Origin of the sequence: Rhizobium sp. H4, assembly GCF_003013335.1 — a bacterium.
Lineage (GTDB): Bacteria > Pseudomonadota > Alphaproteobacteria > Rhizobiales > Rhizobiaceae > Rhizobium > Rhizobium sophoriradicis.
The window spans coordinates 73,328-99,779 of sequence record NZ_PSOW01000017.1; the positions used below are offsets into that span (position 1 = coordinate 73,328).

27 protein-coding genes and 2 pseudogenes are annotated in these 26,452 nt (G+C 62.9%); 10 read left to right on the forward strand and 19 right to left on the reverse strand.

From position 1 onward, the window contains the following. The first annotated feature begins 35 nt into the window (after positions 1-35). The 3 genes from C4N04_RS24110 to C4N04_RS31625 all read left to right on the forward strand — a co-directional run bounded on the left by C4N04_RS24110 (position 36) and on the right by C4N04_RS31625 (position 1,922). Positions 36-1,001, forward strand: a complete 966-nt coding sequence (locus C4N04_RS24110) for a homoserine kinase (RefSeq protein WP_096762589.1) — start codon at positions 36-38, stop codon at positions 999-1,001. Further along, positions 998-1,453: a ribonuclease HI gene (gene rnhA, locus C4N04_RS24115; RefSeq protein WP_009994544.1), complete on the forward strand. Its 456-nt coding sequence runs from the start codon at positions 998-1,000 to the stop codon at positions 1,451-1,453. Before C4N04_RS24110 ends, rnhA begins: the two co-directional genes overlap by 4 nt. A gap of 238 nt (positions 1,454-1,691) precedes the next feature. After that, positions 1,692-1,922 carry a hypothetical protein gene (locus C4N04_RS31625; RefSeq protein WP_125461962.1) on the forward strand — a complete coding sequence of 77 codons (231 nt, stop codon included), beginning with the start codon at positions 1,692-1,694 and terminating at the stop codon, positions 1,920-1,922. A 164-nt stretch (positions 1,923-2,086) separates the two neighbouring features. Here the strand turns inward: C4N04_RS31625 and C4N04_RS24125 are convergent, their stop codons facing one another. The 3 genes from C4N04_RS24125 to C4N04_RS24135 all read right to left on the reverse strand — a co-directional run bounded on the left by C4N04_RS24125 (position 2,087) and on the right by C4N04_RS24135 (position 4,147). Then, a complete protein-coding gene (locus tag C4N04_RS24125) occupies positions 2,087-3,157 on the reverse strand; it encodes a putative zinc-binding metallopeptidase (RefSeq protein WP_106797196.1) in 1,071 nt (356 codons plus the stop codon). Between the two features lie 91 nt (positions 3,158-3,248). Continuing rightward, positions 3,249-3,440: a CsbD family protein gene (locus C4N04_RS24130; protein WP_009992169.1), complete on the reverse strand. Its 192-nt coding sequence runs from the start codon at positions 3,438-3,440 to the stop codon at positions 3,249-3,251. A 101-nt stretch (positions 3,441-3,541) separates the two neighbouring features. After that, positions 3,542-4,147 (reverse strand): YqgE/AlgH family protein, encoded by a 606-nt coding sequence (locus tag C4N04_RS24135; RefSeq protein ID WP_038687330.1) that lies wholly within the window; start codon positions 4,145-4,147, stop codon positions 3,542-3,544. Positions 4,148-4,288: 141 nt separating this feature from the next. On the opposite strand from C4N04_RS24135, the gene C4N04_RS24140 reads away from it, so the two are divergent. Both C4N04_RS24140 and C4N04_RS24145 read left to right on the forward strand, forming a co-directional pair. Next, a complete protein-coding gene (locus tag C4N04_RS24140; protein ID WP_179363811.1) occupies positions 4,289-5,131 on the forward strand; it encodes a protein-disulfide reductase DsbD domain-containing protein in 843 nt (280 codons plus the stop codon). Between the two features lie 83 nt (positions 5,132-5,214). After that, positions 5,215-5,700, forward strand: a complete 486-nt coding sequence (locus C4N04_RS24145; RefSeq protein WP_009986679.1) for a peroxiredoxin — start codon at positions 5,215-5,217, stop codon at positions 5,698-5,700. Positions 5,701-5,753: 53 nt separating this feature from the next. Here the strand turns inward: C4N04_RS24145 and pcaD are convergent, their stop codons facing one another. The 9 genes and pseudogenes from pcaD to C4N04_RS24190 all read right to left on the reverse strand — a co-directional run bounded on the left by pcaD (position 5,754) and on the right by C4N04_RS24190 (position 14,311). Then, complete coding sequence (pcaD, locus tag C4N04_RS24150) at positions 5,754-6,542, reverse strand: 3-oxoadipate enol-lactonase (protein WP_077991117.1); 789 nt, start codon at positions 6,540-6,542, stop codon at positions 5,754-5,756. 151 nt (positions 6,543-6,693) lie between these two features. Next, positions 6,694-8,028 carry an MFS transporter gene (locus C4N04_RS24155; RefSeq protein WP_106797197.1) on the reverse strand — a complete coding sequence of 445 codons (1,335 nt, stop codon included), beginning with the start codon at positions 8,026-8,028 and terminating at the stop codon, positions 6,694-6,696. 39 nt (positions 8,029-8,067) lie between these two features. Next, positions 8,068-8,856 (reverse strand): benzoate diol dehydrogenase BenD, encoded by a 789-nt coding sequence (gene benD, locus C4N04_RS24160; protein WP_009997077.1) that lies wholly within the window; start codon positions 8,854-8,856, stop codon positions 8,068-8,070. Then, entirely contained in the window at positions 8,853-9,878 is a 1,026-nt protein-coding gene (benC, locus tag C4N04_RS24165) for a benzoate 1,2-dioxygenase electron transfer component BenC (RefSeq protein WP_077990941.1), read from the reverse strand. Before benC ends, benD begins: the two co-directional genes overlap by 4 nt. A gap of 37 nt (positions 9,879-9,915) precedes the next feature. Further along, positions 9,916-10,404, reverse strand: a complete 489-nt coding sequence (gene benB, locus C4N04_RS24170; protein ID WP_106797198.1) for a benzoate 1,2-dioxygenase small subunit — start codon at positions 10,402-10,404, stop codon at positions 9,916-9,918. After that, a pseudogene (locus C4N04_RS24175) lies at positions 10,401-11,752 on the reverse strand (Rieske 2Fe-2S domain-containing protein). The gene benB and the pseudogene C4N04_RS24175 overlap by 4 nt, the downstream one beginning before the upstream one ends. Positions 11,753-11,858: 106 nt before the next feature. Next, a complete protein-coding gene (gene catA / locus C4N04_RS24180; RefSeq protein ID WP_077990939.1) occupies positions 11,859-12,797 on the reverse strand; it encodes a catechol 1,2-dioxygenase in 939 nt (312 codons plus the stop codon). A gap of 63 nt (positions 12,798-12,860) precedes the next feature. After that, positions 12,861-13,151, reverse strand: a complete 291-nt coding sequence (gene catC / locus C4N04_RS24185) for a muconolactone Delta-isomerase (protein WP_009997083.1) — start codon at positions 13,149-13,151, stop codon at positions 12,861-12,863. An 11-nt stretch (positions 13,152-13,162) separates the two neighbouring features. Beyond that, positions 13,163-14,311 (reverse strand): muconate/chloromuconate family cycloisomerase, encoded by a 1,149-nt coding sequence (locus tag C4N04_RS24190; protein ID WP_077990937.1) that lies wholly within the window; start codon positions 14,309-14,311, stop codon positions 13,163-13,165. A gap of 98 nt (positions 14,312-14,409) precedes the next feature. Here C4N04_RS24190 and C4N04_RS24195 point away from each other — a divergent pair, with 98 nt between their 5' ends. The 5 genes from C4N04_RS24195 to C4N04_RS24210 all read left to right on the forward strand — a co-directional run bounded on the left by C4N04_RS24195 (position 14,410) and on the right by C4N04_RS24210 (position 18,444). Further along, a complete protein-coding gene (locus tag C4N04_RS24195; protein WP_009997087.1) occupies positions 14,410-15,348 on the forward strand; it encodes a LysR family transcriptional regulator in 939 nt (312 codons plus the stop codon). Between the two features lie 433 nt (positions 15,349-15,781). Then, complete coding sequence (locus C4N04_RS32520) at positions 15,782-15,910, forward strand: hypothetical protein (protein ID WP_280950813.1); 129 nt, start codon at positions 15,782-15,784, stop codon at positions 15,908-15,910. Then, positions 15,907-16,656, forward strand: a complete 750-nt coding sequence (locus tag C4N04_RS24200; protein ID WP_106797199.1) for a metal ABC transporter ATP-binding protein — start codon at positions 15,907-15,909, stop codon at positions 16,654-16,656. Before C4N04_RS32520 ends, C4N04_RS24200 begins: the two co-directional genes overlap by 4 nt. After that, positions 16,653-17,525, forward strand: coding sequence for a metal ABC transporter permease (locus tag C4N04_RS24205; RefSeq protein ID WP_039618285.1), 873 nt, complete (start codon positions 16,653-16,655; stop codon positions 17,523-17,525). Before C4N04_RS24200 ends, C4N04_RS24205 begins: the two co-directional genes overlap by 4 nt. 16 nt (positions 17,526-17,541) lie before the next feature. After that, positions 17,542-18,444, forward strand: coding sequence for a zinc ABC transporter substrate-binding protein (locus C4N04_RS24210; RefSeq protein WP_106797200.1), 903 nt, complete (start codon positions 17,542-17,544; stop codon positions 18,442-18,444). Between the two features lie 59 nt (positions 18,445-18,503). Here C4N04_RS24210 and C4N04_RS24215 read toward each other — a convergent pair. The 7 genes and pseudogenes from C4N04_RS24215 to thrC all read right to left on the reverse strand — a co-directional run bounded on the left by C4N04_RS24215 (position 18,504) and on the right by thrC (position 26,452). After that, a pseudogene (locus C4N04_RS24215) lies at positions 18,504-19,208 on the reverse strand (substrate-binding domain-containing protein). A 24-nt stretch (positions 19,209-19,232) separates the two neighbouring features. Then, entirely contained in the window at positions 19,233-19,541 is a 309-nt protein-coding gene (locus C4N04_RS24220; protein ID WP_038687345.1) for a Dabb family protein, read from the reverse strand. Positions 19,542-19,637: 96 nt separating this feature from the next. Continuing rightward, positions 19,638-20,057: a hypothetical protein gene (locus tag C4N04_RS24225; protein ID WP_106797201.1), complete on the reverse strand. Its 420-nt coding sequence runs from the start codon at positions 20,055-20,057 to the stop codon at positions 19,638-19,640. Positions 20,058-20,173: 116 nt separating this feature from the next. Beyond that, positions 20,174-23,086 (reverse strand): sensor domain-containing phosphodiesterase, encoded by a 2,913-nt coding sequence (locus C4N04_RS24230; protein ID WP_106797202.1) that lies wholly within the window; start codon positions 23,084-23,086, stop codon positions 20,174-20,176. Then, positions 23,083-23,697, reverse strand: a complete 615-nt coding sequence (locus C4N04_RS24235) for a GNAT family protein (RefSeq protein WP_009994254.1) — start codon at positions 23,695-23,697, stop codon at positions 23,083-23,085. Before C4N04_RS24235 ends, C4N04_RS24230 begins: the two co-directional genes overlap by 4 nt. Positions 23,698-23,725: 28 nt before the next feature. Further along, positions 23,726-25,024: a pitrilysin family protein gene (locus C4N04_RS24240; RefSeq protein WP_106797203.1), complete on the reverse strand. Its 1,299-nt coding sequence runs from the start codon at positions 25,022-25,024 to the stop codon at positions 23,726-23,728. A 3-nt stretch (positions 25,025-25,027) separates the two neighbouring features. After that, a complete protein-coding gene (gene thrC / locus C4N04_RS24245) occupies positions 25,028-26,452 on the reverse strand; it encodes a threonine synthase (RefSeq protein ID WP_086156076.1) in 1,425 nt (474 codons plus the stop codon).

Sequence of the window (26,452 nt, forward strand, 5' to 3'; positions counted from 1 at the left end):
CATCCACCATCCATAACGCGAAGACGAGACCTCACTTGGCAGTCTATACCGATATCGCCGAAGACGATCTGAAGTGGTTCCTGACCGAATATGATGCGGGAAGCCTGCTCTCCTACAAGGGCATCGCCGAAGGTGTGGAAAATTCCAACTTCCTGCTGCACACCTCCAAGGAGCCGCTGATCCTGACGCTTTACGAGAAGCGAGTGGAAAAGGCCGATCTGCCGTTCTTCCTCGGCCTGATGCAGCATCTTGCCGCCCGCGGCCTGTCCTGCCCGCTGCCGCTGCCGCGCCGCGACGGCGCGCTGCTCGGCTCACTCTCCGGCCGCCCGGCGGCGCTGATCTCCTTCCTCGAAGGCATGTGGCTGAGAAAGCCGGAGGCAAAGCATTGCCGCGAAGTCGGCCGGGCGCTCGCCCAAATGCATGTGGCGGGCGAGGGTTTCGAGCTGAAGCGGCCGAACGCGCTGTCGATCGACGGCTGGCGCACACTCTGGGAAAAATCCGCGGCGCGCGCCGACGAGGTCGAGCCCGGGCTGCAGGATGAAATCCGCAGCGAACTCGATTTCCTCGCCGCCGCCTGGCCAGCCGACCTGCCGGCCGGCGTCATCCATGCCGATCTTTTCCCCGACAACGTCTTCTTCCTCGGTGATGAGCTCTCGGGCCTGATCGATTTCTATTTCGCCTGCAACGACCTGCTCGCCTATGACGTCTCGATCTGCCTGAATGCCTGGTGCTTCGAGAAGGACTGCGCCTACAACATCACCAAGGGCACGGCGATGCTCGAGGGTTACCAGAGCGTGCGCCCCTTGAGCAGCGAAGAGATCGCCGCCTTGCCGGTGCTGTCGCGCGGTTCGGCGCTGCGCTTCTTCCTGACCCGGCTCTACGATTGGCTGACAACGCCGGAGGGCGCCATGGTCACCAAAAAGGACCCGCTCGAATATCTGCGCAAACTGCGCTTCCACCGCCAGATCGGCTCGGCCGCCGAATACGGGTTGAGCCTATGAAACACGTCGATATCTTCACCGACGGCGCATGCTCCGGCAATCCCGGTCCCGGCGGCTGGGGCGCGGTGCTGCGTTACGGCGACGTCGAAAAGGAGCTTTGCGGCGGCGAAGCAGACACGACCAACAACCGCATGGAACTCATGGCGGCGATCTCTGCCCTGCAGGCGCTGAAAACCCCTTGCGAGGTCGACCTTTATACCGACAGCGCCTATGTCAAGGACGGCATCTCCAAGTGGATTTTCGGCTGGAAGAAAAACGGCTGGAAGACATCGGACAAGAAGCCGGTGAAGAACGCCGAACTCTGGCAGGCGCTGGAAGAAGCCCGCAACCGCCACAAGGTGACGCTGCACTGGGTCAAGGGCCACGCCGGCCACCCGGAAAACGAACGTGCGGATGAACTTGCCCGCCGGGGCATGGAGCCGTTCAAGAAGGGTAAGGCGGTTTCGGTTTAGGGTGTGGCGGCGATTAGGGGGCTTACACCTGTGCCTGAAGGCTGCCCCTCACCCTAACCCTCTCCCCGTAAAAACGGGGCGAGGGGACGTGCCATACGAGACCTTGGCGAGGGACGGAGAGGTCGCGGCATATCCCCTTCTCCGCGCCCGCGGGGGTCCGAAGGACGGGTCGAGACCCGTGGCTCGACCCCAGTGGGGCCGGCAGGCGGATGAGGGTTGTTCTGTTCAGGAGGTGGATGTGTCATCTATTCCCACGACCATCGAATTGAGCTCAACGATAGATCGTATGGAGAACGTGTATCGTCGGCAGGACGAGGCAAGAGCACTTTTCGATGTCTATGAAAAGCTCTGTCAGCGTTTCGAACAGGATTTGGCGGACGAGCGCGATCTGTTACTTAGCAAGGCGGCAGCGCTGATGATGATTAAGTATTCGGTTGAGCAGACAGGGTCGCACCCGTCGCGCGGTTGAAGCAGGACACGGCGATGCCACGATTCCCCTTCGCCCAGCGGGGAGAAGATGCCGGCAGGCAGATGAGGGGGTGAGCGACGACAGGAGCGAGGCACTGAGCGCGAGCGAAGGGCAATGAATGGTGTGCCGTGCGGCCAGCGAAGTTCGTGCAGCATTTACCCCACCTATTGCCGCGCCACGACGGCGGCCCCCTGGATCAGCCGGTGCAGATATTCGAGCTTGGCCACAACAGGCGAGGAGAGCACGAAGGGATAGGCGTCGGGCTGGCCCATGCTGCGTTGGATGGCGTTGATCGCCAGGCTGAGCGGTACCCAGGCGCTGACCAGCTGCTCGGCGCTTTTTGCCCTGTAAGGGATGAAATCGACCTCGCCTGATATTTCCTCGTGGCCGCGCGGATCGATGGCGATGCCGAAGGCGCGCGCCGTCTCCAGCGTGTCGACAATATGGAGGTAGTGGGCGAAGCACTCGGCGAAATCTTCCCAGGGGTGGGATGCCGCATAGGCGCTGATGAAATTGTCCTGCCATCCCGGAGGCGGGCCGCCGGCATAATGTCTTTGCAGTGCGGCCGCATAGTCCTGCCGTTCGTCGCCGAAGACGGCGCGGAAATCCGCCAGGCCGTCGCGGTCGCGCACCAGCTTGTTCCAGATGAAATGGCCGGCCTCGTGGCGGAAATGGCCAAGCAGCGTGCGATAGGGCTCCTTCATCGAGCTGCGCGCCTGTTCGCGCGTCGCGTCGTCGGCTTCCGCGGCGCGGATGGTGATCAGGCCTTCCTCGTGGCCGGTCATCGCAGGCACGACATGGCCGTCATTCTGCAGCGAATCCTCGAGGAAATCGAAGACCAGGCCGCCTTGCGGATCCTCGAGGCGGTCGGGGTGCGGCAGTTTCCAGCGCAGGAGCGAATAGAAGAGGTGCCGCTGCGCCTGGCCGATCCGCCGCCAGCGGCCAATGCCGTCCTCGGTATCGGTGTTCGGCACCAGCCGGTTATGGCGGCAGGCGGAGCAGAAGTCGCTGTCGCCCTCCACCAGCCAGTTGCAGATGTCGAGGCCGGCATTGGCGCAGAAGCGCACCTGCCGCTCGGGATCGGCAACAAGCTGCCAGACCGTCTCGTCGCCCGGCTCCAGCGCATGCATGGCGAGATCGCCGGGCAGAAACCCGAGACGATGGTTGCAGCGCACGCAGTGGCGGTTGTCGAAATGGACCACCTGATCGCAATTGTCGCAGGCGAAAAGCTTCATCGTCTTAATCTCAGCAAAGCAGCGGCGGATTAAAAATGCCCGCCGCGCGAAGGGCGCAGCAGGCATGGTTCATCAAGGATGCGCTTTCTGGTCAGAGCCGGTCGACGGCGCCCTTGAGCTTGCCCTTGACCTTGCCGGTTGCGACCTGCCCCTTGCCCTTGGCTTCCTGGACGGCGCCTTTGGCCTGCATGTCGCGATCATCGGCAGCCTTGCCGACCGCCTGCTTCGTCTTGCCGGCGATTTCGTTGGCCTTGCCTGAGATCTTGTCGCTGGTGCTACCCATGTAATATCTCCTTGTTGGCGTCGGACCTCTCGTCCGCGCGGGAAGGAAACGTCACTTGCAGCTATTCGTTCCAGCGACCGCCAGCCACGGCGCCACAGGCGTCAGGCGTGGCCGGCCTCGGCCGAAAGCATGGCGGCGGTCACGCCCATGCCGGCGAGCGCCCGCTCGTATTTGTCCTCGAGGCTGCGGTCGAAGATCAACTCCTCATTGGCCGGGCAAGTGAGCCAGCCATTGTTGGCGACCTCGTTTTCGAGCTGGCCGGCCCCCCAGGAGGAATAGCCGAGCAGCATCGTCGCGCGCTTCGGCCCGACGCCCTTGGAGATGGCGCGCACGATGTCGAGCGTCGCCGTCAGGCAGATGTCGTCGCTGACCGGGATCGAGGAGTCGCTGGAATAATCGTCCGAATGCAGCACGAAGCCGCGGCCGCTTTCCACCGGGCCGCCTGTCTGGATCGGGAAGTCACGGGCGCGCTGCGGCAGCACGATCGGCTCTTCCTGCTTGATCATGTCGAGATGCAGCAGCACGTCGGTGAAGGTGAGGCTCTGCGGCCGGTTGATGACGAAGCCCATGGCGCCTGCATCCGAATGCGCGCAGATGTAAATCACGGTGCGCGCAAAATTGCGGTCCTCCATGCCGGGCATGGCGATGAGGAACTGGCCATCGAAGAAGCCACGTTCCCGTCTGTTCTTCAGCGTCGATAAGGACATCGTTCCTCCTGCCGCCAGACCGCAAAAAGGCCCCGACAAGAGAAAGATGGGCCAATGTCACCAATCAATCAACTGAAAATGAAGATTATGTGGCCGTCCGCTTCTGGCGACCAAACGACACTTTCTGTAAACCTTTGTTCCATGATGATTATTTGTTTGGCACCCCGCCAGCTTTTCATGGCGGCCATTTCACTGGCCGCGACCGTTGCCCCCTTTTGTTCCGCCCGGGCGGAGATGAGCGCCTGGGCCGAGGCCGAAGGCGGCCGCATGCGCCTCGTGGCGCTGGCGCCCGATGCCGGCGGCAAAATCCGCGCCGGCCTGCAGATCGAACCGAAACCCGGCTGGATCACCTATTGGCGCGAGCCCGGCAACAGCGGCATTCCGCCTCAAGTCACCATCGCACCGGCAAGCGGCGTCACGCTTGAAACCATCGCCTATCCGGTTCCGAAGCATTTCTTCAAAGGCGCCATCGAGGATATCGCCTATGACGCGCCGGTGACACTGCCGCTGTCGCTGATGGCGGCCGGCAAAGGTCCGGTCGCGATCGACGCGACTGTTTTCATCGGCATCTGCAGGGATATCTGCATTCCCTTCCAGGCAAATCTGGCGGTGACGCTCGGTCCCGCCATCCAGTCGCATCCGCAGGAGGAGGCGATCCTTGCGGCCGCCGATGCGGCGCTGCCGAAGCCGCCTTCGGCCGATTTCAAGGTCACGGCGCATGCGGTCTCGCCGGACAGGAAGACGTTGTCGCTGACGCTCAGGCTGCCGGGCGGGGGAAGCGGCGGCGTCCCCGATATCATCGTCACCGGCCCGAGCGGCTATGCCTACACCAAGCAGATCGGCGGCAAACGCGACGGCGCCACCTTCAAGACCGACATTGCAATCGGCAAGCTGCCGAAGGATTATGATCTATCGGGCAAGCGCTGGAGCGTGCTGGTCATCGATGGCGGCAAGGCGATGGAAACCACGCTTGCCTTCGACTGAGCGGCACCTATAGTCGCCTGCGATCTTCTCGCGGCGCCCGCCAAGCCGGCATCCGCCGCAAACCAGAACAAAGGAGAAAACCCATGACCATCGCGATCGGCGACAAGCTTCCTGCCGCCACCTTCAAGGAAAAGACTGCCGACGGCCCGGTCGAAATCACCACCGATCAGCTCTTTGCCGGTAAGCGCGTCGTGCTCTTTGCCGTGCCGGGCGCCTTTACGCCCACCTGCTCGCTGAACCATCTGCCGGGTTATCTCGAAAACCGCGACACCATCCTCGGCAAGGGCGTCGACGACATTGCCGTCCTCGCCGTCAATGACTGGCATGTCATGGGCGCCTGGGCGCAATCCTCCGGCGGCCTCGGCAAGATCCACTTCCTCGCCGATTGGGACGCCGGCTTCACCAAGGCCGTCGGCCTCGAAGCCGATCTCTCCGCCGGCGGCCTCGGCCTTCGCTCCAAGCGCTATTCGATGCTGGTGGAAGATGGCGTCGTGAAGGCCCTCAACGTCGAGGAAAGCCCCGGCCAGGCCATCGTCTCGGGTGCTGCCGCGATGCTGGAACTGCTTTGAGTTTTCATTGCTGACAGTAAAAGGGGCGGCCGGTCGGCCGCCTTTCCGAGTTGTCAATCGTCGAGAAACTCGCTCAGCGCAGCATTGAACGCCGATGCCGACTCGACATTGACGATATGCCGCCCCGGCAATGACAGATGACGACCCTGCCGCACACGAACGGCGATGCTCTCCAAATCGGACGGCGGACATACCGGATCTTCTTTTCCGGAGACGGCAAGCAGGGGGTTGGTGATCCGCGTGATTTCTTCCCGCAAATCCGTGGTTGCCAGAGCCGCGCAACCGCCGATATAGCCCTGGACCGTTGTCGCGGTGAAACGATAGAGAATGTCTCGCACGATGCCAGGTTGGCCAGCGTTGAACGCCGGCGTGAACCAGCGTTCTGCCGTGGCCGCGGTAAGCCCGCCAAGGCCGTTTTCCTGCACGGCCTCCATACGCGCGACCCAGCTTTCGGCGGTGCCGATCCTGGCGGAGGTCGCACACACAACGATCTTGCCCAGACGTTGTCCGGCATGAATGCCCAGCCATTGCCCGGTCAGGCCGCCGATGGACAGGCCGCAGAAATGCGTCCGCTCTATCTCCAGCGCATCGAGCAGCGAAAGGACATCCTTGCCGAAGTCTGACAGCGCATAAGGCGGTGGCGGCGCCGACGAGCGACCGTGGCCGCGGCGGTCATAACGCAGCACGCGGTGGTGCTGTGACAATGCGGCTGCCTGTGCATCCCACATGTGCAGATCGGTTCCAAGCGAATTGCAGAACATGAGCCACGGCTTGCCGGCCGCACTCCTGTCACCGTCGATGCGATAGTGCAGGCGGTGGCTGGCGAGATCGAGATAGGGCATGGCTTGACGACTTTCGGTTTTTAGAAGTGTCTGGAGGTAATTTCCCGACGATCCGGCCGAACCTCCTATCCAGGCGTCGGCGCAGTTGCGACGCGAAGGCGCCGGCGGCCACATTGGGATGGCCGTCGGCGGAAGCATGCGTTCCGCACTCTTATGCGGCAGCCAGCACGACGGCGCCGGCGCGGCGGGCGTTGCTGATCGCGAAGATCAGCATGGCGAGCGCCGAGACCGCCGCGGGGATCGCGAAGATCAGGAAGTTCTGCTGCAGCGGCAGCTGTTGTGCCAGAAGCACGCCGCCGAGGGTCGGGCCGACGATGGCGCCGATACGGCCCACGCCGGACGCCCAGCCCAGCCCCGTCGAACGGACGGAGAGGTTATAGAGCTGCGCGACGCTCGCATAAAGCAGGATCTGCGTGCCGATGGTGGTGGCGCCGGCGATGAAGATCGCCAGGAACAGCAGCCCGGCAGGCAGATTGAAACCAATCAGCGCGATCGACAGGGCCGCCGCCACGAAGAAGCCGACGACGACCTTCGGAAGGCCGAAACGGTCGCCCAGCCAACCGCCGGCGATGGCGCCGACCATGCCGCCGAAGTTGAGTGAGAAGAGGCTGACAAGGCTCGCTCTTTCGGCATAGCCGGCTTCCTGCAGCACTTTCGGCAGCCAGGACGACAGCAGATAGACAAGCAGCAGGCAGCAGAACAAGGCCACCCAGAGCATGAGCGTGCGCAACGTGCGCTGGTGGCGGAACAGTTCGGCGACCGATGCGGACGCGCCCTTGGTTTCGGTGAAGACCAGCATGTCGTCTTTGCCGAGGCGCGCCGACGGATCGATCTTCGCATAGATCCGTCTGGCTTTCTCCTGCTGGCCCTGGCGGATCAGAAAGCCAAGGGATTCGGGCAGCTTCCAGAGCACCAGCGGCAGCATCAGCAACGGCAGGGCGGCGACGAAGAACATCGGCTGCCAGCCATATTGCGGGATCATGCCGATGCCTAGCCCTGCGGCAACCATGCCGCCGACGGAATAACCGGAGAACATCAGCGCCACGATGGTGCTGCGGAGCCGCTTAGGGGCATATTCGTTCATCAGCGCTACCGCATTGGGCATCAGTCCGCCGCAGCCGAGACCGGCGACGAAGCGAAAGATTTTGAACTGGTCGGGCGAACTGGCAAAACCGGTCAGAAGGGTGGAAAGGGTGAAAAGCACGAAGCTGATCGCAATGCCCTTCTTGCGTCCGATCCTGTCGGCCAGGGAGCCGAAAGCGAGGGCTCCGAACATCATCCCGAACAGCGCCCAGGCCTGCAGCGCACCGGCCTGCGGTTTGGTCAGGCCCCATTCCGCAATCAGCGTCGGCAGCACGGTGCCGGCCACGAAGACGTCATAACCGTCGACGATCAGCAGCAGCGCGCAGAGCGCCACCACCGACCACTGAAATCTTCCGAATGGATTGTTGTCTATCGCTTCATTCACATCGATCGTGCGCATCATGGCTCCTCCCTGAGTTTTAACGCAGTCAGTATTGAGATGTCAGCCGGTATCGCCCCCGGCCACGGGCAGTACGCTGCCGGTGATGTAGGACGCTTCGTCCGAGGCGAGGAACAGGATCGGCGCCACCTGTTCCTCGATGGTCGCGTACCGCTTCATGAGACTGGATTGCTTCACCTGGCAGACGACTTCGGCCATCCAGGCCTTCTCCGCATCCGTATCGCCCGCGCCATTGCGCGGAATCCGACGCGCAGGCGCTTCCGTGCCGCCCGGTGCGGTGGCGACGACGCGGATGTTGCGCTCAGCCAGTTCCATGGCAAGCGACTGGGTGATGGCGTTCACGCCGCCTTTGGCCGCCGAATAAGGCACGCGATGGATGCCGCGCGTTGCATTCGAGGATATGTTGACGATGGTGCCGCCGCCCCGTGCGAAGAGATGCGGCAGGACGGCATGGCAGCAATAGAGCGTCGGCATCAGCGAGCGGCGGATCTCCGCGTCGATCTGCTGCGCTTCGAATTCCGCGAAGGGGCGCATGCGGATGGCGCCGCCGACATTGTTGATCAGGATATCGATGCCGCCGAAGCGTTGCTCGGCGAAGCGCATCGCGGAAACCGCGCCGTCATAGGTCTCCAGATCGGCATTGAAGGCGGCAGTTTCGGCGGCGCCGGCTTCGGCTGCGATCTCCGCCACGAAATCGGCGCGGTCGACGAACAGCACCTTGCCGCCCTCCTTCGCGGCACGGACGGCCACGGCACGGCCGATGCCCTGCGCGGCGCCGGTAACGACCAGCACCTTGCCGTCAAACCGACCGGTAACGCGCGGCGCGCTCATGCTGCCTCCTTCGCCGCCGCATTGGGCGTGAATTTTTCGTATTGGAAGCTGTTGGGCTTCACGCCGTTGGCGTCGAAATGTTTGCGCACCGCATCGACCATCGGCGGGGGACCGCAGAGATAGACGTCGATATCGCCGTCATGAAGCAGCTTGGCCGGCATATGTTGCGTAACCCATCCCTTACGCGGATGGCTCGAGGCCTCCTCGGCCACCACCGTGGTGAAGCTGAAGTTGGGCAGGCGCGCGGCATAGGCCTCGATCTCGTCGACGAGAACCAGATCGAGATCGCGCGTCACGCCGTAGATCAAATGGATTTCCTGCTCCGATCCTGCGCGGGCAAGAACCTCGAGCATCGAGAGGAACGGCGCAAGACCGGTGCCTCCGGCCAAAAACAGAAGCGGCCGCTCGACAATGCGCAGATAAAAGCTGCCCAGGGGCCCGGTCAGATTGAGCCTGTCACCGGGCTGGGCCTTGGCAAGCCAGCTGCTCATCAATCCACCCGGGATTTTCTTGATCAGGAAGCCGATGCGTTGCTCGCCCGGCGCTGTGCTGAACGAATAGGAACGGCTCCGGCCGCTGCCCGGCACGTCGATATTGACATACTGGCCGGGCAGGAAGGAGGGAGCGGCCTCTGCGTCCACATCCAGTTCCAATACGATCGCCGCATCCTTGTGCGGCACGACAGCCGCCACCGTGGCGGTGAATTTCTGTTGCCCGGTCTTGCAGGCGGTTGATGTCGTCGGCACCGCTATGACGCAGTCGGATGAGGGCCTCATCTGGCAGGTCAGCACCAGCCCGGCCTCTGCCTCGTCGGCGGTAAGCGCGTCATCGATAAAATCATCGCCGAGATCGTAGGAGCCGCTTTCGGCGCGACACTTGCAGGTGCCGCAGACGCCGTCGGAACAGTCCATCGGCAGGTTGATCTTGGCGCGATAGGCCGCGTCGAGAACCTTCTCGCCGCTCTTGCACCCGATGAAACGGGTTACGCCGTCTTCAAAATTCAATGCGATCTTGTAGCACATGACTCCTCCTCAAGGTCTCGGCTGCGCGCGCCGGCCTTCAGATGTGGTAGACGTCGATGACCTGGCGGATGTAGTCGTTCTTCAGCACGATTTTCTTCTTTGCGATCAGAAGGTTGTCACCGTGCTTGCGCAGAGTGACGAACATTGTGCCGAAGAACTGGTCGGTGACCTTGTAGCGGTGGTTCAGCGTGTGGAAGTTGTAGCGCACGTCCACTTCCCCGCTCCGATCCGCCAGTACCTCGACATTGGTCACGTTGTGGCTGGTTCGAGGCTCGGGGGTCGACGCGCCAGACCGCTCGGGCTTGATCCGAAACACGCGGTCTTCCAGGCCGTCGCGGTTCGGGTAGTAGATCAGCGAAATCTGCGACTGAGGGTCTTCGGTAATCCGATCGTCGTCATCCCAGGCCGGCATCCAGTAGGTCACGTCGGGTGCATAGCAGGTCAGCCATTCGTCCCACTCGCGATCGTCCAGGAGACGCGCTTCCCGATAAAGGAACGCGCAGATGGCGTCATGGGAAATGCTCATGGGACAACTCCGTTCTTTTCGGCGGACAGTGCCTGGCGCATCACCCTAGCCCAGTATTCGTGCTGGCGAACGAACAGGCCCTCGTCCTCGCTGCGCTCGCCCGACAGCAGCGGTGCGATGCCCATCTGCTTCGCGTTTTCGTCAGGACCATCGATCCAGAGCGGCGCACCCCGCGACAGGTCGTTCCAGAGCGCTGCTGTGCCTGCATATCCGGACTGGCAGGCGCGGAATTCTTCCAGGTCGTCGGCCGTGCCCATGCCGGACACGTTGAAGAAATCCTCGTATTGGCGGATGCGGAGCCGGCGATCGGCCTCGCTTTCGCCCTTCGGCGCGAAGCAGAAGATATTGATTTCGGTCTTGTCGACGCTGATCGGGCGGGTCACGCGGATCTGCGTGCTGAACTGGTCCATCAGGAACACATTCGGGTAGAGGCAGAGGTTGCGGGTCTGGTTGACGATGAAGTTTGCCTTCTCGGCGCCGACGCGGGCTGCGATCTCGTCTTTCTGGTCGTAGATAGGACGCACTTCGGGGTTCATCGTGTTGGTCCACAACAGGATGTGGCCGTTCTCGAAACCATAGACGCCGGCAATCGATTTGCTCCAGCTGTTGGCGTCGACCGCCTTCGTGCCCTCTTCCTTGCGCCGCCCCATTGTTGCGGCGTAGTTCCAGTGCACGGAACTGACGTGATAGCCGTCGCAGCCGTTTTCCATCTGCAGCTTCCAGTTTCCGTCGTAGATGTAGGACGAATTGCCCCGCAGCACTTCAAGCCCGTCCGGCGCCTGGTCGACGATCTGGTCGATGATGACCTTCGTCTCGCCGAGATAGTCCGCGAGCGTCGCGACCTCATCATTCAGGCTGCCGAACAGAAAGCCCCGATAATTCTCGAACCGGGGAACGCGCTTCAGGTCGTGCGAACCGTTCTGCGCGAACTGAGGCGGATACTGGGTGGTCTTCTCGTCCTTGACCTTGAGCAGCTTGCCGGTGTTGGAAAAGGTCCAGCCGTGGAAGGGGCAGGTGAAGCTGCCCTTGTTGCCGTGCTTGCGGCGGCACAGCATCGCGCCGCGGTGGGCGCAGGCGTTGATGACCGCGTGCAGCTCGCCGTTTTTGTCGCGAGTGATGACGACCGGCTGACGGCCGATATAGGTCGTGTAATAATCGTTGTGTTCCGGAATCTGACTCTCATGGGCCAGATAAACCCAATTGCCTTCGAAGATATCTCCAGCTCGAAGAGGTCTTCGTCGGTGAAGATGTCCCGGCGGCAACGGAACAGGCCGGCCTCCTTGTCGTCCTGCACGGCAGTGGCAAGCAGATGATCGAGGTCTCTTGCTTTGTCGATGATCGCAGACATGGTTTTTCTCCCGCAAAGTGCGCAATAACCGGCGCAACCTTTGCAACAGTGTCGATGATGACGATGATATGCGGGCTGGCGGCTATTCAGCCGCCCTCCTTGCCGTTTACGCGGCGGCGCGTTTGCGCTGTTCGTTGATCTGGTTGTCGATGCCGTCCACCAGTGCGGTCAGATGGATGTCGAACGTGATCTCGGCGAATGGGCCGCTCAAACCATTGGCCTTGATGCTGGCCTCGTCGCTGCGCTCGATCAGGGCCGGAACCAGGCCGTCTCGCGTCGCATAGGCAAAATCGTCGTTGACCAGCGGATCGCCTTCGATGTTGATCTGGGTCGTCAGCTTGCGATGGCCGTCGGCGCTGATGAAGAGATGGATATGCGCCGGCCGCTGGCCGTGGCGCCCGAGGGCGGAAAGCAGCTGTTCCGTCGGGCTGCCCGGCGGCACGCCATAGCCGTGCGGCACGATGCTCTGGAATTTGTAACAGCCCTGTTCGTCAGTCACGATCGTGCGGCGCATGTTGAACGGCGCCTGCTTGCCGGTCGGGTCGAAATGCGAATAGAAACCGCGGGTGTCGCAATGCCAGACTTCGACAGTCGCACCCGGCTGCGGCTTGCCGTCAGAACCATAGACGGTGCCGTGCATGATCAGTGTGTGACCATTGGCGTCGGTGCCGTCATCGAGACGGGCAAAGCCGTGACAGACCGGTGCGCCGGCCACATAGAGCGGACCCTCGATCGTGCGCGGCGTCGGATTTTCGATGCCCAGCGCCTCATCGATCGCATCGAGGCGTTCGTCTAGGAAATGATCGAGACCGAGACCGGGCGAGATCAGGCCGGCCTGGCCGGCGGCGCCGATCTCATTGAGCCAGGCAATGCCGCTCCAATATTCGTCGGGGGTGATATCGAGATCGTCGATCGCCTTGAACAGGTCGGACATGATCCGATGGACGATCAGTTTGACGCGCGGATTGCCGCCGTCCTTGTCGAGGCCGCTGAGGACACTCAGAAAGTCCTGAATGTCGGGCCTGCCGAAAATCTTCACGCTCATTTTTTCCTCCTCTTGGATTGCTCAGAAAGTCGATGCGGCTTCCGTCCCGCGCCGAACATGGCGCTAGGTGTCGTCCTCGCGGATCGCCGAGGGATGCCGCAGCAGCGGCGTCACTTCGATGTCCATGAACTTGAACAACGGCAGCCCCGACAGGATCTCGTGCAGCTCCGTATTGTCCGTCACGTCGAAGATGCTGTAGTTCGCGTATTCACCGGCAATGCGCCAGATATGTCGCCATTTGCGGCTGCGCTGCAGCTCATGCGAATAGGTCTTTTCCCGAGCGATGATCTCCGCCGCCTCCGCCGAGGGTAGATCATGGGGAATCTTCACATCCATCCTTACATGGAAAAGCATCATCGCCTCCCTTATCCGGCAATGCTGATCGTCTTGCGCACTCTGCCCCGAACAAAGAACGCCATGCGATCCTCGTCCAGTTCGATCCCCAGTCCCGGTCCGTTGGGAATGGTCAGTTCGAAATCGCTGTAATCCAAAGGCGTGGCGAGGATCTCTTCGGTCAGCAGCAGCGGGCCGAAAAACTCCGTGCCCCATTGCAGATCCTTCACGCCGGCCATCAACTGCGCAGCAGCGATCGTGCCGATCGGCCCTTCGAGCATGGTGCCGCCATAGATGCCGATGCCGGCCGTCTCGGCGATGGCGACGACCTTGGCGGCGGCGAACAAGCCGCCTGCCTGCTCGATCTTGATCGAGAACACGTCGGCTGCGTGCGCCGTCACCGCTTCGAGTGCGCTTTCGGGACCGACGAGCACTTCATCGGCCATCATGGCGATCGGCGACCCGCGCGTCAGCCGGGCAAGCGGCGCCACACCGCACACCGGCTGCTCCACCAAGACGCAGCCCGCATCGGTGAGTGCCGCAATCGCATTGCGCGCCTCGCGTTCCCGCCAGGCCATGTTCACGTCCACACGAACCGAGGCCATGTCCGGCAGCGCCTTGCGGATGGCCGCCACGTGGCGGATATCCTCCTTGATCGACTTGACGCCGATCTTCAGCTTGAAGTCCTTGTGGCGGCGCCGGTCGAGCAGCGCCTGCGCCTCTTCGATATCCTTTGCGGTATCGCCGGACGCGAGCGTCCAGGCAACCGGCAGTTTCTCGCGACGCCGGCCGCCGAGCAGCTCCGACATCGACACGCCGAGGCGGCGGGCCTGGCAATCCAGCAACGCGGATTCAACGGCGCATTTGGCAAAGTGATTGCCCTTTACCGCCTTCCGAACGAGATCCATCGTCGCCTGTACGCGCGTCGGGTCGCGGCCGAGAAGCAGCGGCGCGATATATTCGTCGATGGTGAGCTTCATGCCTTCCGGGCTCTCCGGCCCGTAGGCGAGACCGCCGATGGTCGTGCCTTCACCGAGGCCATCGATCCCATCGGAGCAGCGAACACGCACGATCGTCATGCTCTGGCGGCTCATGGTGACCATTGAGAGCGTGTGCGGCCGGATGGTCGGCAGATCGAGTATAGTAGCCTCGATGGAAACGATCCGAATTTCCGCGCGCACTGCACTTCCTCCCTTAATTTGCAGGAAGGCTAGCCCTCGTTTAGGGTAAGGTCCAAGACTATATAGGTCGAACTCTATACCTGGGAGGTATAATAGGAATGGAGCTGCGCCAACTCCGCTATTTCGTGGCGGTCGCCACCGAGCGCAATTTCTCGCGCGCCGCGGAAATTCTCCACATCGCCCAGCCGCCGCTCAGCCGGCAGATCCAACAGCTGGAGGAGGAGCTCGGCGTAAGCCTGATCGACAGGTCCAGGCGGCCGCTGAGCTTGACGGAGGCGGGACGGTTCTTCTTCGACCAGACCTCGCAGATCATCGCTCGGCTCGAGCATATCCGTGATCAGACCCGGAGAATAGGAAAGGATCAGCGCGAACGGTTCGTCATCGGCTGCGTCGGCTCCACCCTCTATGGAGGCATGCCGGACCTCGTCAGGCGCATGCGGCAGCGCTGGCCCGACCTCGATATCGAGATCCGGGAAATGATGTCGACGGAACAGGTGACTGCGCTCAAGGAACGACGCATCGATCTGGGTTTCGGCAGGGTGCGTTTCAACGACAGGGAAGTCGAACGGCTGACGCTCCGAGAGGAGCGGCTTGTCGTCGCCTTTCCGAAGAACCATGCCAAATCCATCGCCAAGGAGCCTATCGCGCTTTCCGAGTTGGAGGGGGAATCCCTGATCATCTATCCCTCGACGCCCCGGCCAAGCTTTGCGGACGAGACGCTGAACCTGCTTGGCGAGATCAACGTCAATCCCGGACATGTCGAGGAGGTTCGCGAAATCCAGACGGCGCTGGGCATGGTCGCTGCGGGCGCCGGCCTCTGCATCATCCCCGCGGCCTCGCAGCGCCAGCGGCCGGACGATGTCTGCTATCGCATGATTGCCGACGAGAGAGCGACCTCACCCATCATCATGAGCTATCGCCGTGACGAAGCCGGCGGTCGGATCGAATCGATAAAGCTGCTTATCCGCGAAATGTATGCCGACAATCCACCCTGGCTCCAACTCTCCAATGTCCATCTGGATGCGCTCGAGAGTTGACGCAGGCCCGCCGGATGTGCCTCGTTCGCTCCCTTGAGGATGCATCGCGCTCAGGCTGACCCCGACCGGCATCCTAAGTGGAGCGCACGCCCGACGGCGAGTTTGCCAGAAACGCACCCCCAGTCTCCGTCATCCCAGGCCTCCGAGCCTGGGATCCACGCCCAGTCCGATCGAGGGCAGAGTGGATCCTCGGGTCAAGCCCGAGGAGGACGGAGGGTGGGGTGGCTTACGGAGCAAGACAGCACGGTATGGCAGAATGCACGCGTGCGGCACGGCCGCAGCATCATGAACCAAATTCGGCTCTGAAGCGTCCGGCTGTCAAATGGCCGCACCTTGCCGTCCCGCAATATCAAACCCGTCAAGAGGCTCCGCCTCAATCCCGCCGCAATCGTTATAACATAACAGTAATGTTATTACATTGTCAGGATGAGCCATGCCCCCGAACCCCGATCGCCCCCCCGTCAGCCTGCTGGGGCAATCGGCCTTCTCAAGGGTGATCGGCATCTCGCTGGTCATTGCAGCGCTCTGGCTGGCCATTCACTGGGCGGTTCTGCTGCCATGACGCGATTGATCCGGCTTGAAGATCTCACGGTCGCCTATGACAGACACCCCGCCGTCCATCATCTCTCCGGCGCCTTTGCGCCAGGCAGCCTGACGGCGATCGCCGGGCCGAACGGGGCGGGCAAGTCGACGCTGCTGAAGGCGATCATGGGCGAGCTGCGTCCCGCCGAGGGCAGGGTCGAGCACCGGCTGGGGCGGGCGGAATTCGGCTATCTCCCGCAGGCGGCCGAGATCGATCGGCGTTTCCCGATCTCGGTCATCGACACCGTCATGCTCGGCGCCTGGAAGAGCAGGGGAGCCTTCGGGCGTGTCGCGCCGGCCGATGTGAAAAGGGCGGGCGAGGCGCTTGCCGCCGTCGGTCTCGAAGGCTTCGGCAGACGCCATGTCGGATCGCTCTCGGCCGGCCAGTTCCAGCGCGTGCTCTTTGCCCGCCTGCTCTTGCAGGATGCCGGCGTCATTCTGCTCGACGAGCCGTTCACGGCAATCGACGCCCGCACGACCAGGGATCTGCTCGATATCGTCGCCCGCTGGCACGGCGAGGGCCGCACCGTCATTGCCGTGCTGCATGATTTCGAGCTCGTCCGGACGCATTTCCCTCAGACGCTGCTGCTCGCCCGCGAGCTTGTGGGATGGGGGCCGACCAGCGATGTCATGTCGTCCGCCAATCTCATGAAGGCGCGCGCCATGGCCGAGCGCTGGGATGAGGATGCCGAGGCTTGCAGCCCGGCGGAGGCGCCGGCGGCATGACGGCTTACGATCTCTTCCTGGCGCCCTTCGCCGATTTTGGTTTCATGCGCCGCGCCCTTGTCGCCTGCCTCTGCCTCGGGCTCGGCTCGGGGCCGATCGGCGTCTTCCTGATGCTGCGGCGCATGAGCCTGATGGGCGACGCCATGAGCCACGCCGTGCTGCCGGGGGCGGCGATCGGTTATCTCGTCGCCGGCTCGCTCTCCTTGACGGCGATGGGCCTCGGCGGCCTTGTCGCCGGGCTGTCGGTGGCGCTGCTGTCCGGCGCCGTCAGCCGCATGACCGTGCTGCGCGAGGATGCAAGCTTTGCGAGCTTCTATCTCGCTTCGCTGGCGCTCGGCGTGCTGATCGTCTCGCTGCGCGGCTCGAACATCGATCTGCTGCACGTGCTCTTTGGCACCATCCTGGCGATCGATGCGCCCGCCCTTTATCAGATAGGCGCCATCACCTCGCTGACGCTCGTCATCCTTGCCGCGATCTACCGGCCGCTGGTGGCCGAATGTTTCGACCCGGGTTTCTTGAGGGCCGTCGGCGGGCGCGGGCCGGTCTATCACGTCCTCTTCCTGCTGCTGGTGGTGCTGAACCTCGTCGCCAGCTTCCAGGCGCTCGGCACGCTGATGGCGGTCGGCCTGATGATGCTGCCGGCGGCAATCGCCCAGCTCTGGTCGCGCAGCTTGGCCGTGATGATGCTGATTGCGACCGCCAGTGCGGCCGCCTCCGGCTATCTCGGCCTGATCGCTTCCTACCATCTCGAGCTCGCCTCCGGCCCGACGATCATCATGACTGCGGCGCTGTTTTACGCCTTCTCGATCCTTTTCGCGCCCTCCGGCATCGCCCGGCGCTTCTTTCCCCGCCCGCATCTGAAGGGCTGATTTCAAGGAGACTTCGATGATATCGCGCAGACTGCTTCTCTCCGCCGCCGCACTTCCCGCACTGATGGTGTTCTCGGCCGCACCCGCTTCGGCCGCAACGCTGAAGGTTGTGGCGTCCTTCACCGTGCTTGCCGATGTCGTGAAACAGGTCGGCGGCGACCATGTTCATGTCACGAGCCTCGTCGGACCGAATGGCGATCCCCATGAATTCGAGCCGTCGCCGGCCGACGCGAAGAACTTGAAGGCGGCCGAAGTCACCTTCGTCAGCGGCGAAGGGCTGGAAGGCTGGATGGATCGGCTGATCACCGCCTCGGGCTACAAGGGCAAGCCGGTGACGGTTTCCGAGGGCATCAACACCCGCACCATGGAGGAGGACGGCAAGACCATCACCGATCCGCATGTCTGGAACAGCCCTGTGAACGTCAAGGTCTGGGTCGCCAATATCGAAAAGGCGCTGTCATCAGCCGATCCCGCCGACGCCGCCGCCTTCAAGGCCAATGCCGAGAAATATACCCAGAAGCTCGATGAGCTGAACGCCTATGCCCATTCGAAATTCGATACGATCGCCGAGGATCGCCGCAAGGTGCTGACCAGCCACGACGCCTTCGGCTATTTCGGCCGCGAATACAAGGTGAGCTTCCTCGCGCCGCTCGGTCTCTCCACCGAGAGCGAGGCCTCGGCCGCCGACGTCGCCAAGCTGATCGAACAGATCAAGAGCGAGCATGTGAAAGCCTATTTCTTCGAAAATTCCAACGATCCGCGGCTGGTCAAGCAGGTCGCCAAGGCAACGGGTGCGGCACCGGGCGGCGAGCTCTATGTCGAATCGCTCTCCGACGCCAAGGGACCGGCGCCGACCTATGAGAAGATGTTCCGCTACAATGTCGACCAGCTCGCCACCGCCATGGCGAAATCGAGCTGAGGGCGGTCGGATGGTGAAAAGCATGATGCCGGGATTCGCTTCGGCGTCATGCTCCCATGTCAAATCGCTTCGCGGCGTCGCTCGACGCCTTTGGCCGCCAGGACGTCATCCACGGCTGCCGACACCAGAAATTCCGAGAGCTGCCCCGCAGCTTCAGCGTCGCTGGCATCGGCGCCGATGCCCACGGCAAAGTCGATGTAACTTTGGAGTTCTGCCGGAAACCGGCCGATAAGCATGACCTCGGGCGCAGCAGCGAAAATTGACGTCACGGGGACGACGGCCAACTCGGCTTCCCCACGGGCGACAGCCGATGCTGTCTGTCCTCCTGGCGCAGCCACCAGCCGGGGCTTTACCTCATCTGCTATTCCCAGCCGATCCAGCAGACTGGAAAAATAGCCGCCGCTGGTTCCGTCACTGGCATAGGCGATCGATTTCGCGTTCTTCAATGCTCGTTTGAACGCTTCTGTCGATCCGATGTCGAGCGGCCGGCTGCCTGCCTTGGCCGCCACCCCCATCCCGATTCTGCCGAACGCCACCTAGCTTCCCGCCTTGACTTTTCCCGAGGCGGTCAGCGCCTCAACCATATCAGGGTTGATGATGACGAGGTCGAAAGGCTCGCCGGCTTCGATGTGCTTCTTGACCGTGGAATTGACCTCCCACCTGGCCGCAACAGTCAAACCTGTGGCCATCTCGAACCGGGGGATGAGAGCAAGGACGGCGGGTCGGACAGCGATCGCGCCAAAAAGCCGGATTTCCTGATTCATGGCCCAGCCGTCCCAGATGCGCTTTTACATATTGAGATCGAAGACCAGAATGCCGGCGAGGCCTCCGTCGGTCGAGGAGACGATGCGCTCGCCGACGACCACATGTTCGGGATGGACGAGATAGGCGTCCCGGGCTTCAGGGCTTTCGAAGGTGACGGCAAAGCCGTCGACGAAGCCGCCATGCAGCCCCTCGGGCGAGACATTCGGCCCGTATTTGATATCCACGATGCCGGGAATGACCTGTTTCAGCGCGACGATCGCGGCAAACAACGCCTGCTTGTCGTCGATCGTCATCGCGGTCTTCAGCCGCAGGAACACGCAGTGCAGGATCATCAGTGGTCCTCCCGATTGTCGTTGCCGGCAGAATAGCGGCGAAAGCCGGGAGGGCAATCAGATTTATCGTCAACCGGACGTGGCCGGCAGGCGAGGTCACATCTGATCGCTTTCAGCAGGTGCGCGATTGTAGAGCTTGCGGATGAGCTCGCCAGACAAGGCGCGGGCTTCATCCTTCTGCGCCGGCGTCATCGGCCGGCAGGTATTTCTGAGATTGGAGCGGTCGAGCACCGTCGCGGCACCCGAATTGACGATGACGAGGTACCAGCTGCAGGAGGCGACCCTGTCGACGGCGACGGCGCCGTGGCAGCCGGAGTACAGGCAGAAGGCCACGGTCTGCTGGGCGACGTGATCGCCCTTCTGCGCCAGCGCCAGCGATCTCTTGAACTCATCGGTCCATCGCTCGCAATGCGGCTTGCCGGGCACGCAGGCCTTGGTGGCGGGAAAAAGGTCGGTCGCCTGAACCGGCGAGACGAACAGGGTGCTGACCGAAAGGGCGAGCAGAAACTTGAGCATTGAATTGTCCTTATGCGATGGGGAAGGAGGCGCATATCGCCGGTCGTTGGTCAATGACCATTCATGGGAGAGGCGCGCTGCGCAGGCGGAAAACCGGTCAGCCCGTTCGCCTGCGTTCAAGCCCTTTTCGTCAGCGGAAACCGGTCGCGCAGCAGCCGCAGCACCGATTCCGATGGGATCGGCGGCCCGAACAGATAGCTCTGCCCGTAGCTGCAGCCCATCTTGGCGAGCTCGATCGCATCCTCGTTGGATTCGATCCCTTCGGCCACCACCTTCATTTCCAGCTCGCGCGCCATCGCTATGACCGAGCGGAGCACGGTCGCCTTCTTGTCGCTGCCGTCGCGCACCAGCGCCTTGTCGAGCTTGATCGTGTCGAAGGGGAAGCGGGTGAGATAGGCAAGCGAGGAATAGCCGGTGCCGAAATCGTCGAGCGCCAGGCCAATGCCGGCTTCCTTCAGCTTCTGCAGTACCAGGCGGGCCTGCTCCGGATTTTCCATCACCATGGATTCCGTCAGTTCCAGCTTGAGCCGCGAAGGCGCGCAATGGGTTTTGGCGAGGACCGAACGCACGTCGTCATAGAGCTCGTTGTTGAGCAGCTGCACGCTCGACAGATTGATCGACACGAAGATCGGCAATTCGCCGGTCTGGGTCTGCCAGCTCATCAGGTCGTTGGTCGCCTGTTCCAGCGCGAACATGCCGAGCGGGCCGATGAGATCGGAGGCCTCGGCGATCGGGATGAATTCGGAGGGCGGGATATTGCCGCGTTTCGGATGTTCCCAGCGCATCAGCGCCTCGAAGCCGGCGACCTCGACATCCTCCAGCCGGGCGATCGGCTGGTAGACCATCGACAATTCCCTGCGTTCGATGGCGCGGCGCAGATCGGTTTCGAGCTGCAGCCGGTCGGTGCCGAAATCGCGGAAGGCCGGCAGGAACGGTTCGACGCGGTTGCCGCCGGCCCGTTTCGCCCGGTACATGGCAAGCTCGGCGTCGCTGAGCAGACCGCTGGCGCTCTCCTGCCTGTCCACCCAGGATGCGAGCCCGATCGACGCGGTCAGAATGATCTCGCGGTTGGAGAAGTTGATCGGCACCATGATCGCCTTGCTGATCGCATCGGCGAAATCGGCAACCTTGGCCGGATTGTGCTCGGATACCAGGATCAGGCCGAACTGGTCGCCGGCAAGCCGCGCCAGCGTATCCTGCGGCTTCATCAGCCGGCGCAGCCGCCGGGTCAAGGCGATGAGGATGTTGTCGCCGGCCGCAACGCCGAGCGCGTCATTGACCAGCTTGTAGCGGTCGATATCGATCACCATCACGGTGGGCCTGAGCGTGTCGCCGCCCGGCGCCAGCGCCAGCACCGCCTGCAGCCGGTCGAGGAAGACCTGCCGGTTCGGCAGGCCGGTCAGATTGTCGTGCAGCGCATCCTGCAGCAGCCGCTCGACGGAGTTCTTCTGCTCGGTGACGTCGACGATCGTGCCGACGCAGCGGATGATCTCGCCGTTGGAGCCGAGCACCGGCCTGGCGCGGATCAGCAGCCAGTGGAAATGCCCGTCCTCGGCGCGGATGCGGAATTCATGATTCAGCCGACCGCGCCGGTGTTCGAGCAGCACGTCGAGCGTGGCGCGGAAGCGGTCGCGGTCGTCAGGGTGCAGCCGCGGCAGCCAGTTGCGCGCCGCCCCGTGCATGGTGCCGGGGGAGAGGCCGAGTTTGACCGAGACATCGGGAATGGTGACGACGCGGTCGCGCGCCACGTCCCAGTCCCACACCATGTCGCCGGAGCCGGTCAGCGCCAGCGATTGCCGTTCGAGATCGGAAAACAGCCCCTGCTGGAAAGCGCCGCCGGCAAAGGCGTGCTGCATCACGGTAAAGCCGATCAAGAGCACGATCAGCACCAGGCCGCCGCCGAGCGCCGGCTGGATGATGTCGTTGTCGAGCCGGCCGGTGACGGTCAGCCACGCCCCGAACAGCCAGACGAGCGTCAGCGCCCAGGCCGGCACCAGCAGAATGGCGCGGTCGTAGCGGTTGAAGCCGAGATAGATGATCAACAGCAGCCCGGTCGCCGCCGTCAGCGCGAAGGACAGCCTGGCGATGCCGGCGGCAATCGACGGATCGTAGATCGCCACGCCGAAGAGCAGCGCCAGGCCGAGCACCCAGGCGAGCGTGGCGTAACCGAGATGCGCATGCCAGCGATTGAGGTTGAGATAGGTGAAGAGGAAGATGACGAAACTCGAGGCGAGCGCCACTTCGGCGCAGGCACGCCATATTCGCTGGTCGGCCGAGGCGACGCTGATCAGCTTGCCGAGAAAACCGAAGTCGACGCAGATATAGCCGAGCACCGCCCAGGCAAGCGCGGCCGTCGCCGGCAGCATCGAGGTGCCCTTGACGACGAAGAGGATGGTGAGAAACACCGCCAGCAGGCCGGCAATGCCGAGCACGATGCCGCGATAGAGGGTGAAGGCGTTGATCGTATCCTTGTAGGCGTTCGGCTCCCAGAGATAGATCTGCGGCAACTCCGGCGTCGACAGTTCGGCGACGAAGGTGATGACGGCGCCGGGATTCAGCGTGATGCGGAAGACATCGGCCTCGTCGCTCGGCTGCCGGTCCAGCGCAAAACCTTCGCTCGGTGTGATCGCGCTGATGCGCTGCGAGCCGAGATCCGGCCAGAACAGCTTGGAATTGACCAGACGGAAATGCGGCGCGACGATGACGCGCTCCAGCTGTTCCTCCGAGACGTTGGCAAGCGCAAACACCGCCCAGTCGCCCTGGTGATTCTCCGAACTCGCCCGGACCTCGATGCGGCGGCGAATGCCATCGGCGCCGGCCGCCGTCGACACCTGGAAGGCCTCGCCCTGGTTGGCGTAGATCTCGGTCGTCGCCGTCAGGTCGAGCGCGGTATCGTCACGGGAAATCTTCACCGGTTCGGCCGCCCGGGCAACACCCGCCGCAAGGGCGAAGGCCGCCAGGAAAAGGGCTGCGATCACCGCGATCACTCGTCCGGACGGTGACTTGGGCAGCATGCGGTCTCTGGTCATCGGCTGTCGGTTATCCTGCCTTTATCCGTATCGGTGGCGAGCCGTGAAAACATCACATGGTCGTGCCACTGACCGTTGATCTTCAAATATCCGCGCAGATAGCCTTCCCGCTGAAACCCGGCCTTTTCAAGCAGACGCATGCTGCGCGCGTTATCTGGAATACAGGCTGCTTCGATACGGTGCAACTCAAGCCCGGTGAAGATGTAAGGAATAACCAATTGCAGAGCGGCGAACATATGCCCCTGGCCGGCATGGCGTTCGCCCATCCAGTAGCCGATCATGCAGCTTTGTGCCGCACCCCGCCTGATATAGCCGATGGTGACGCCGCCGACGAGGGTGCGTTTTTCCTTGAGGAAAATGAACAGCGGGATCGCCTGGCCGGAAGCATATTCCTGCTTGCCGCGGATGACGCGGGCGCGGTAGGAGCCCTCCGTCAACTCGTCGCGCCGCCAGGTCGGTTCCCAGGGTTCAAGGAAGTTGCGGCTTTCCGCCCGCAGCCGGTGCCACTGGTTGAAATCCTGGTAGCGCGGCAGGCGCAGGAGATATTTGTCGTTTTCCAGTTCGACTGCATCCGGCTGCCGCGACAGGAACCGAAACACCGATTTTGGCATCGATCACTCCCGGCAGACGGATGTCGGCTCAGCGGCCTGCCTGCATCGTCCTCGGCGCCGAGACCGAAAGCGAGGCGGTGATGTCTTCCATCGGTGCGAGCTGTTCCAGCGGCCCGATCGCCGACAGCGTCGGCACCGTGTCGTAGAACAGCCGGCCGGCGAGATCGGTCAGCCGCTCGATGGTGATGCCTTCCAGCCGTTCCATCATCTCCGGATTGGAGATCGGCCGGCCGTAGAGCATCATCTGCCTTGCGATCTGGCCGGCGCGGGCGGCCGGGCTCTCCTGGCCCATCAGCAGCTGGGCGCGGATCTGGGCGCGGGCGCGCTCGATTTCCTTCTGGTGGATCTCATTGGCGGATTTGTGCAGTTCGTCGATGATCACGGGCACCAGCTCCGGCAGGTTTTCGCCGCCGGTCGCCGCATGAATGCCGAAGATGCCGGTGTCGGAAAAACCCCAATGGAAGGCATAGACCGAATAACAGAGACCGCGGAATTCGCGCACTTCCTGGAACAGCCGCGAGGACATGCCGCCGCCGAGAATATTGGCGAGGATCTGCGAGCAGTAGAAATCGCGGGCATGGTAGGGCTTGCCTTCGAAGCCGAGCAGGATCTGCGCATCCATCAGATCGCGCGGTTCGCGCACGCTGCCGCCGACATAACGCGCCGCTTCCATGACCGGCGGGGCGGATGGCGACGTTGGCAGGCTGGCGAAACGATCCTCGACCATGCGGAGGAATTCTTGATGATCGACGGCGCCGGTCGCCACCACGAACATGCGGTCGGTCGTATAGTTGCGGCCGAGATAGGCGCGGATCTGCTGCGGCGTGAAGGAAACGACGGTCTGCGGCGTGCCGAGGATCGCCCGGCCGAGCGTCTGGTCGCGATAGGCGGCCTCGGAGAAGCGGTCGAACACCACGTCGTCGGGCGTGTCGTTGGCAGCGTTGATCTCCTGCAGGATCACCTGCTTCTCGCGCTCCAGCTCCTCCTCCTCGAAGGCCGATTCCGTCAGGATGTCGGCGAGGATATCGACGGCGAGCGGCACGTGGTCTTTCAGCACGCGGGCGTAATAGGAGGTCGTCTCGGTCGAGGTGGCGGCGTTGACCTCGCCGCCGACATCCTCGATTTCCTCGGCGATCTCACGGGCCGAGCGGCGGGCCGCGCCCTTGAAGGCCATGTGTTCGAGCAGGTGGGCGATGCCGTGCTCGTCTGCCGTCTCGTTACGCGATCCCGATTTGATCCAGACACCCAGCGCAACGCTTTCAAGGTGCGGCATGGTTTCTGTGACTACTGTCAGCCCGGATTTCAGCCGGGTGCACTCAACTGTCATTGGCTATCTTTCTGCGCCTGCCGTCGTCTTGCCGCGGGCGTGTTTGCCGATAAAGGTTTGAACGGCTTTAAGCTCCGGTTCGATGATCTGGAAGCGCTCCTCCCTGTGCATCAGATCAGCAAGCCACGTCGGAAGCGCCGGGTCAATACCGCTGGCCGATTTTACGGCGGCCGGGAATTTCGCCGGATGCGCGGTCGAAAGCGTCACCATCGGCGTATTCGGCTTCTCCTTCTTGGCGGCGACGAAGACGCCGATCGCCGAATGCGGATCGAGGAGATAGCCGGTTGCCGCATGGGTCTTGCGGATCGTCTCGGCGACTTGCCTCTCGCTGGCGCGGCCGGCGCGGAAGTCGCGGCGGATCGCCTTCAGCGCTTGCGGGCCAATCTCGAAGCCAGTGGATTGCTTGAGGCTTTCCATCGAAGCGCGCACCTTCGAGGCATCGCGCCCATAGGCTTCGAAGAGCAGCCGCTCGAAATTCGAGGAGATCTGGATGTCCATCGACGGCGAAGTCGTCGCCTTGACCGCCTTCATGTCGTAGCGGCCGGTCTTCAGCGTGCGGGTCAGAATGTCGTTTTCGTTGGTGGCGATGACCAGCCGGTCGATCGGCAGGCCCATGCGCTTGGCGCAGTAGCCGGCGAAGATGTCGCCGAAATTGCCGGTAGGCACCGTGAACGAGATCTTCCGGTCCGGCCCGCCGAGCGCCACCGCCGTGGTGAAGTAATAGACGATCTGGGCCATGATGCGCGCCCAGTTGATCGAGTTGACGCCCGACAGGCTGACTTTGTCGCGGAATGCCGCGTCGTTGAACATCGCCTTGACGAGGTTCTGGCAGTCGTCGAAATTGCCTTCGACGGCCAGCGCATGCACATTGGCGGCCGTCGAGGTCGTCATCTGCCGCTGCTGCACCGGCGAGACCTTGCCGTGCGGAAAGAGAATGAAGATATCGGTGCGCTCACGCCCGGCGAAAGCGTCTATCGCCGCGCCGCCGGTATCGCCCGAGGTGGCGCCGACGATCGTCGCCCGCTCGCCGCGCTTTTCCAGTGCATAATCCATCAGCCGTGCGAGCAGCTGCATCGCCACATCCTTGAAGGCGAGCGTCGTGCCGTGGAAGAGCTCCATGACGAAGCTGTTCGGCCCGGTCTGGACGAGCGGCGCGATTGCCGGATGGCGGAAGGTGGCGTAGGCCTCGTCGATCATCGCCCGGAACGTCGCCGCGGGGATCTCGCCATTGGTGAAGGGCGACAGGATGGTAAAGGCGATCTCCTGATAGCTCTTGCCCCTCAGCGCGCGGATTTCTTTCTTCGAAAACTGCGGCCATTCCCGGGGAACATAGAGCCCGCCATCACGCGCCAGCCCGGTCAGCAGGGCGTCGCAAAAGCCGAGGGCAGGGGCCTCGCCGCGGGTCGAGATATAGTCCACGTTGGTCAT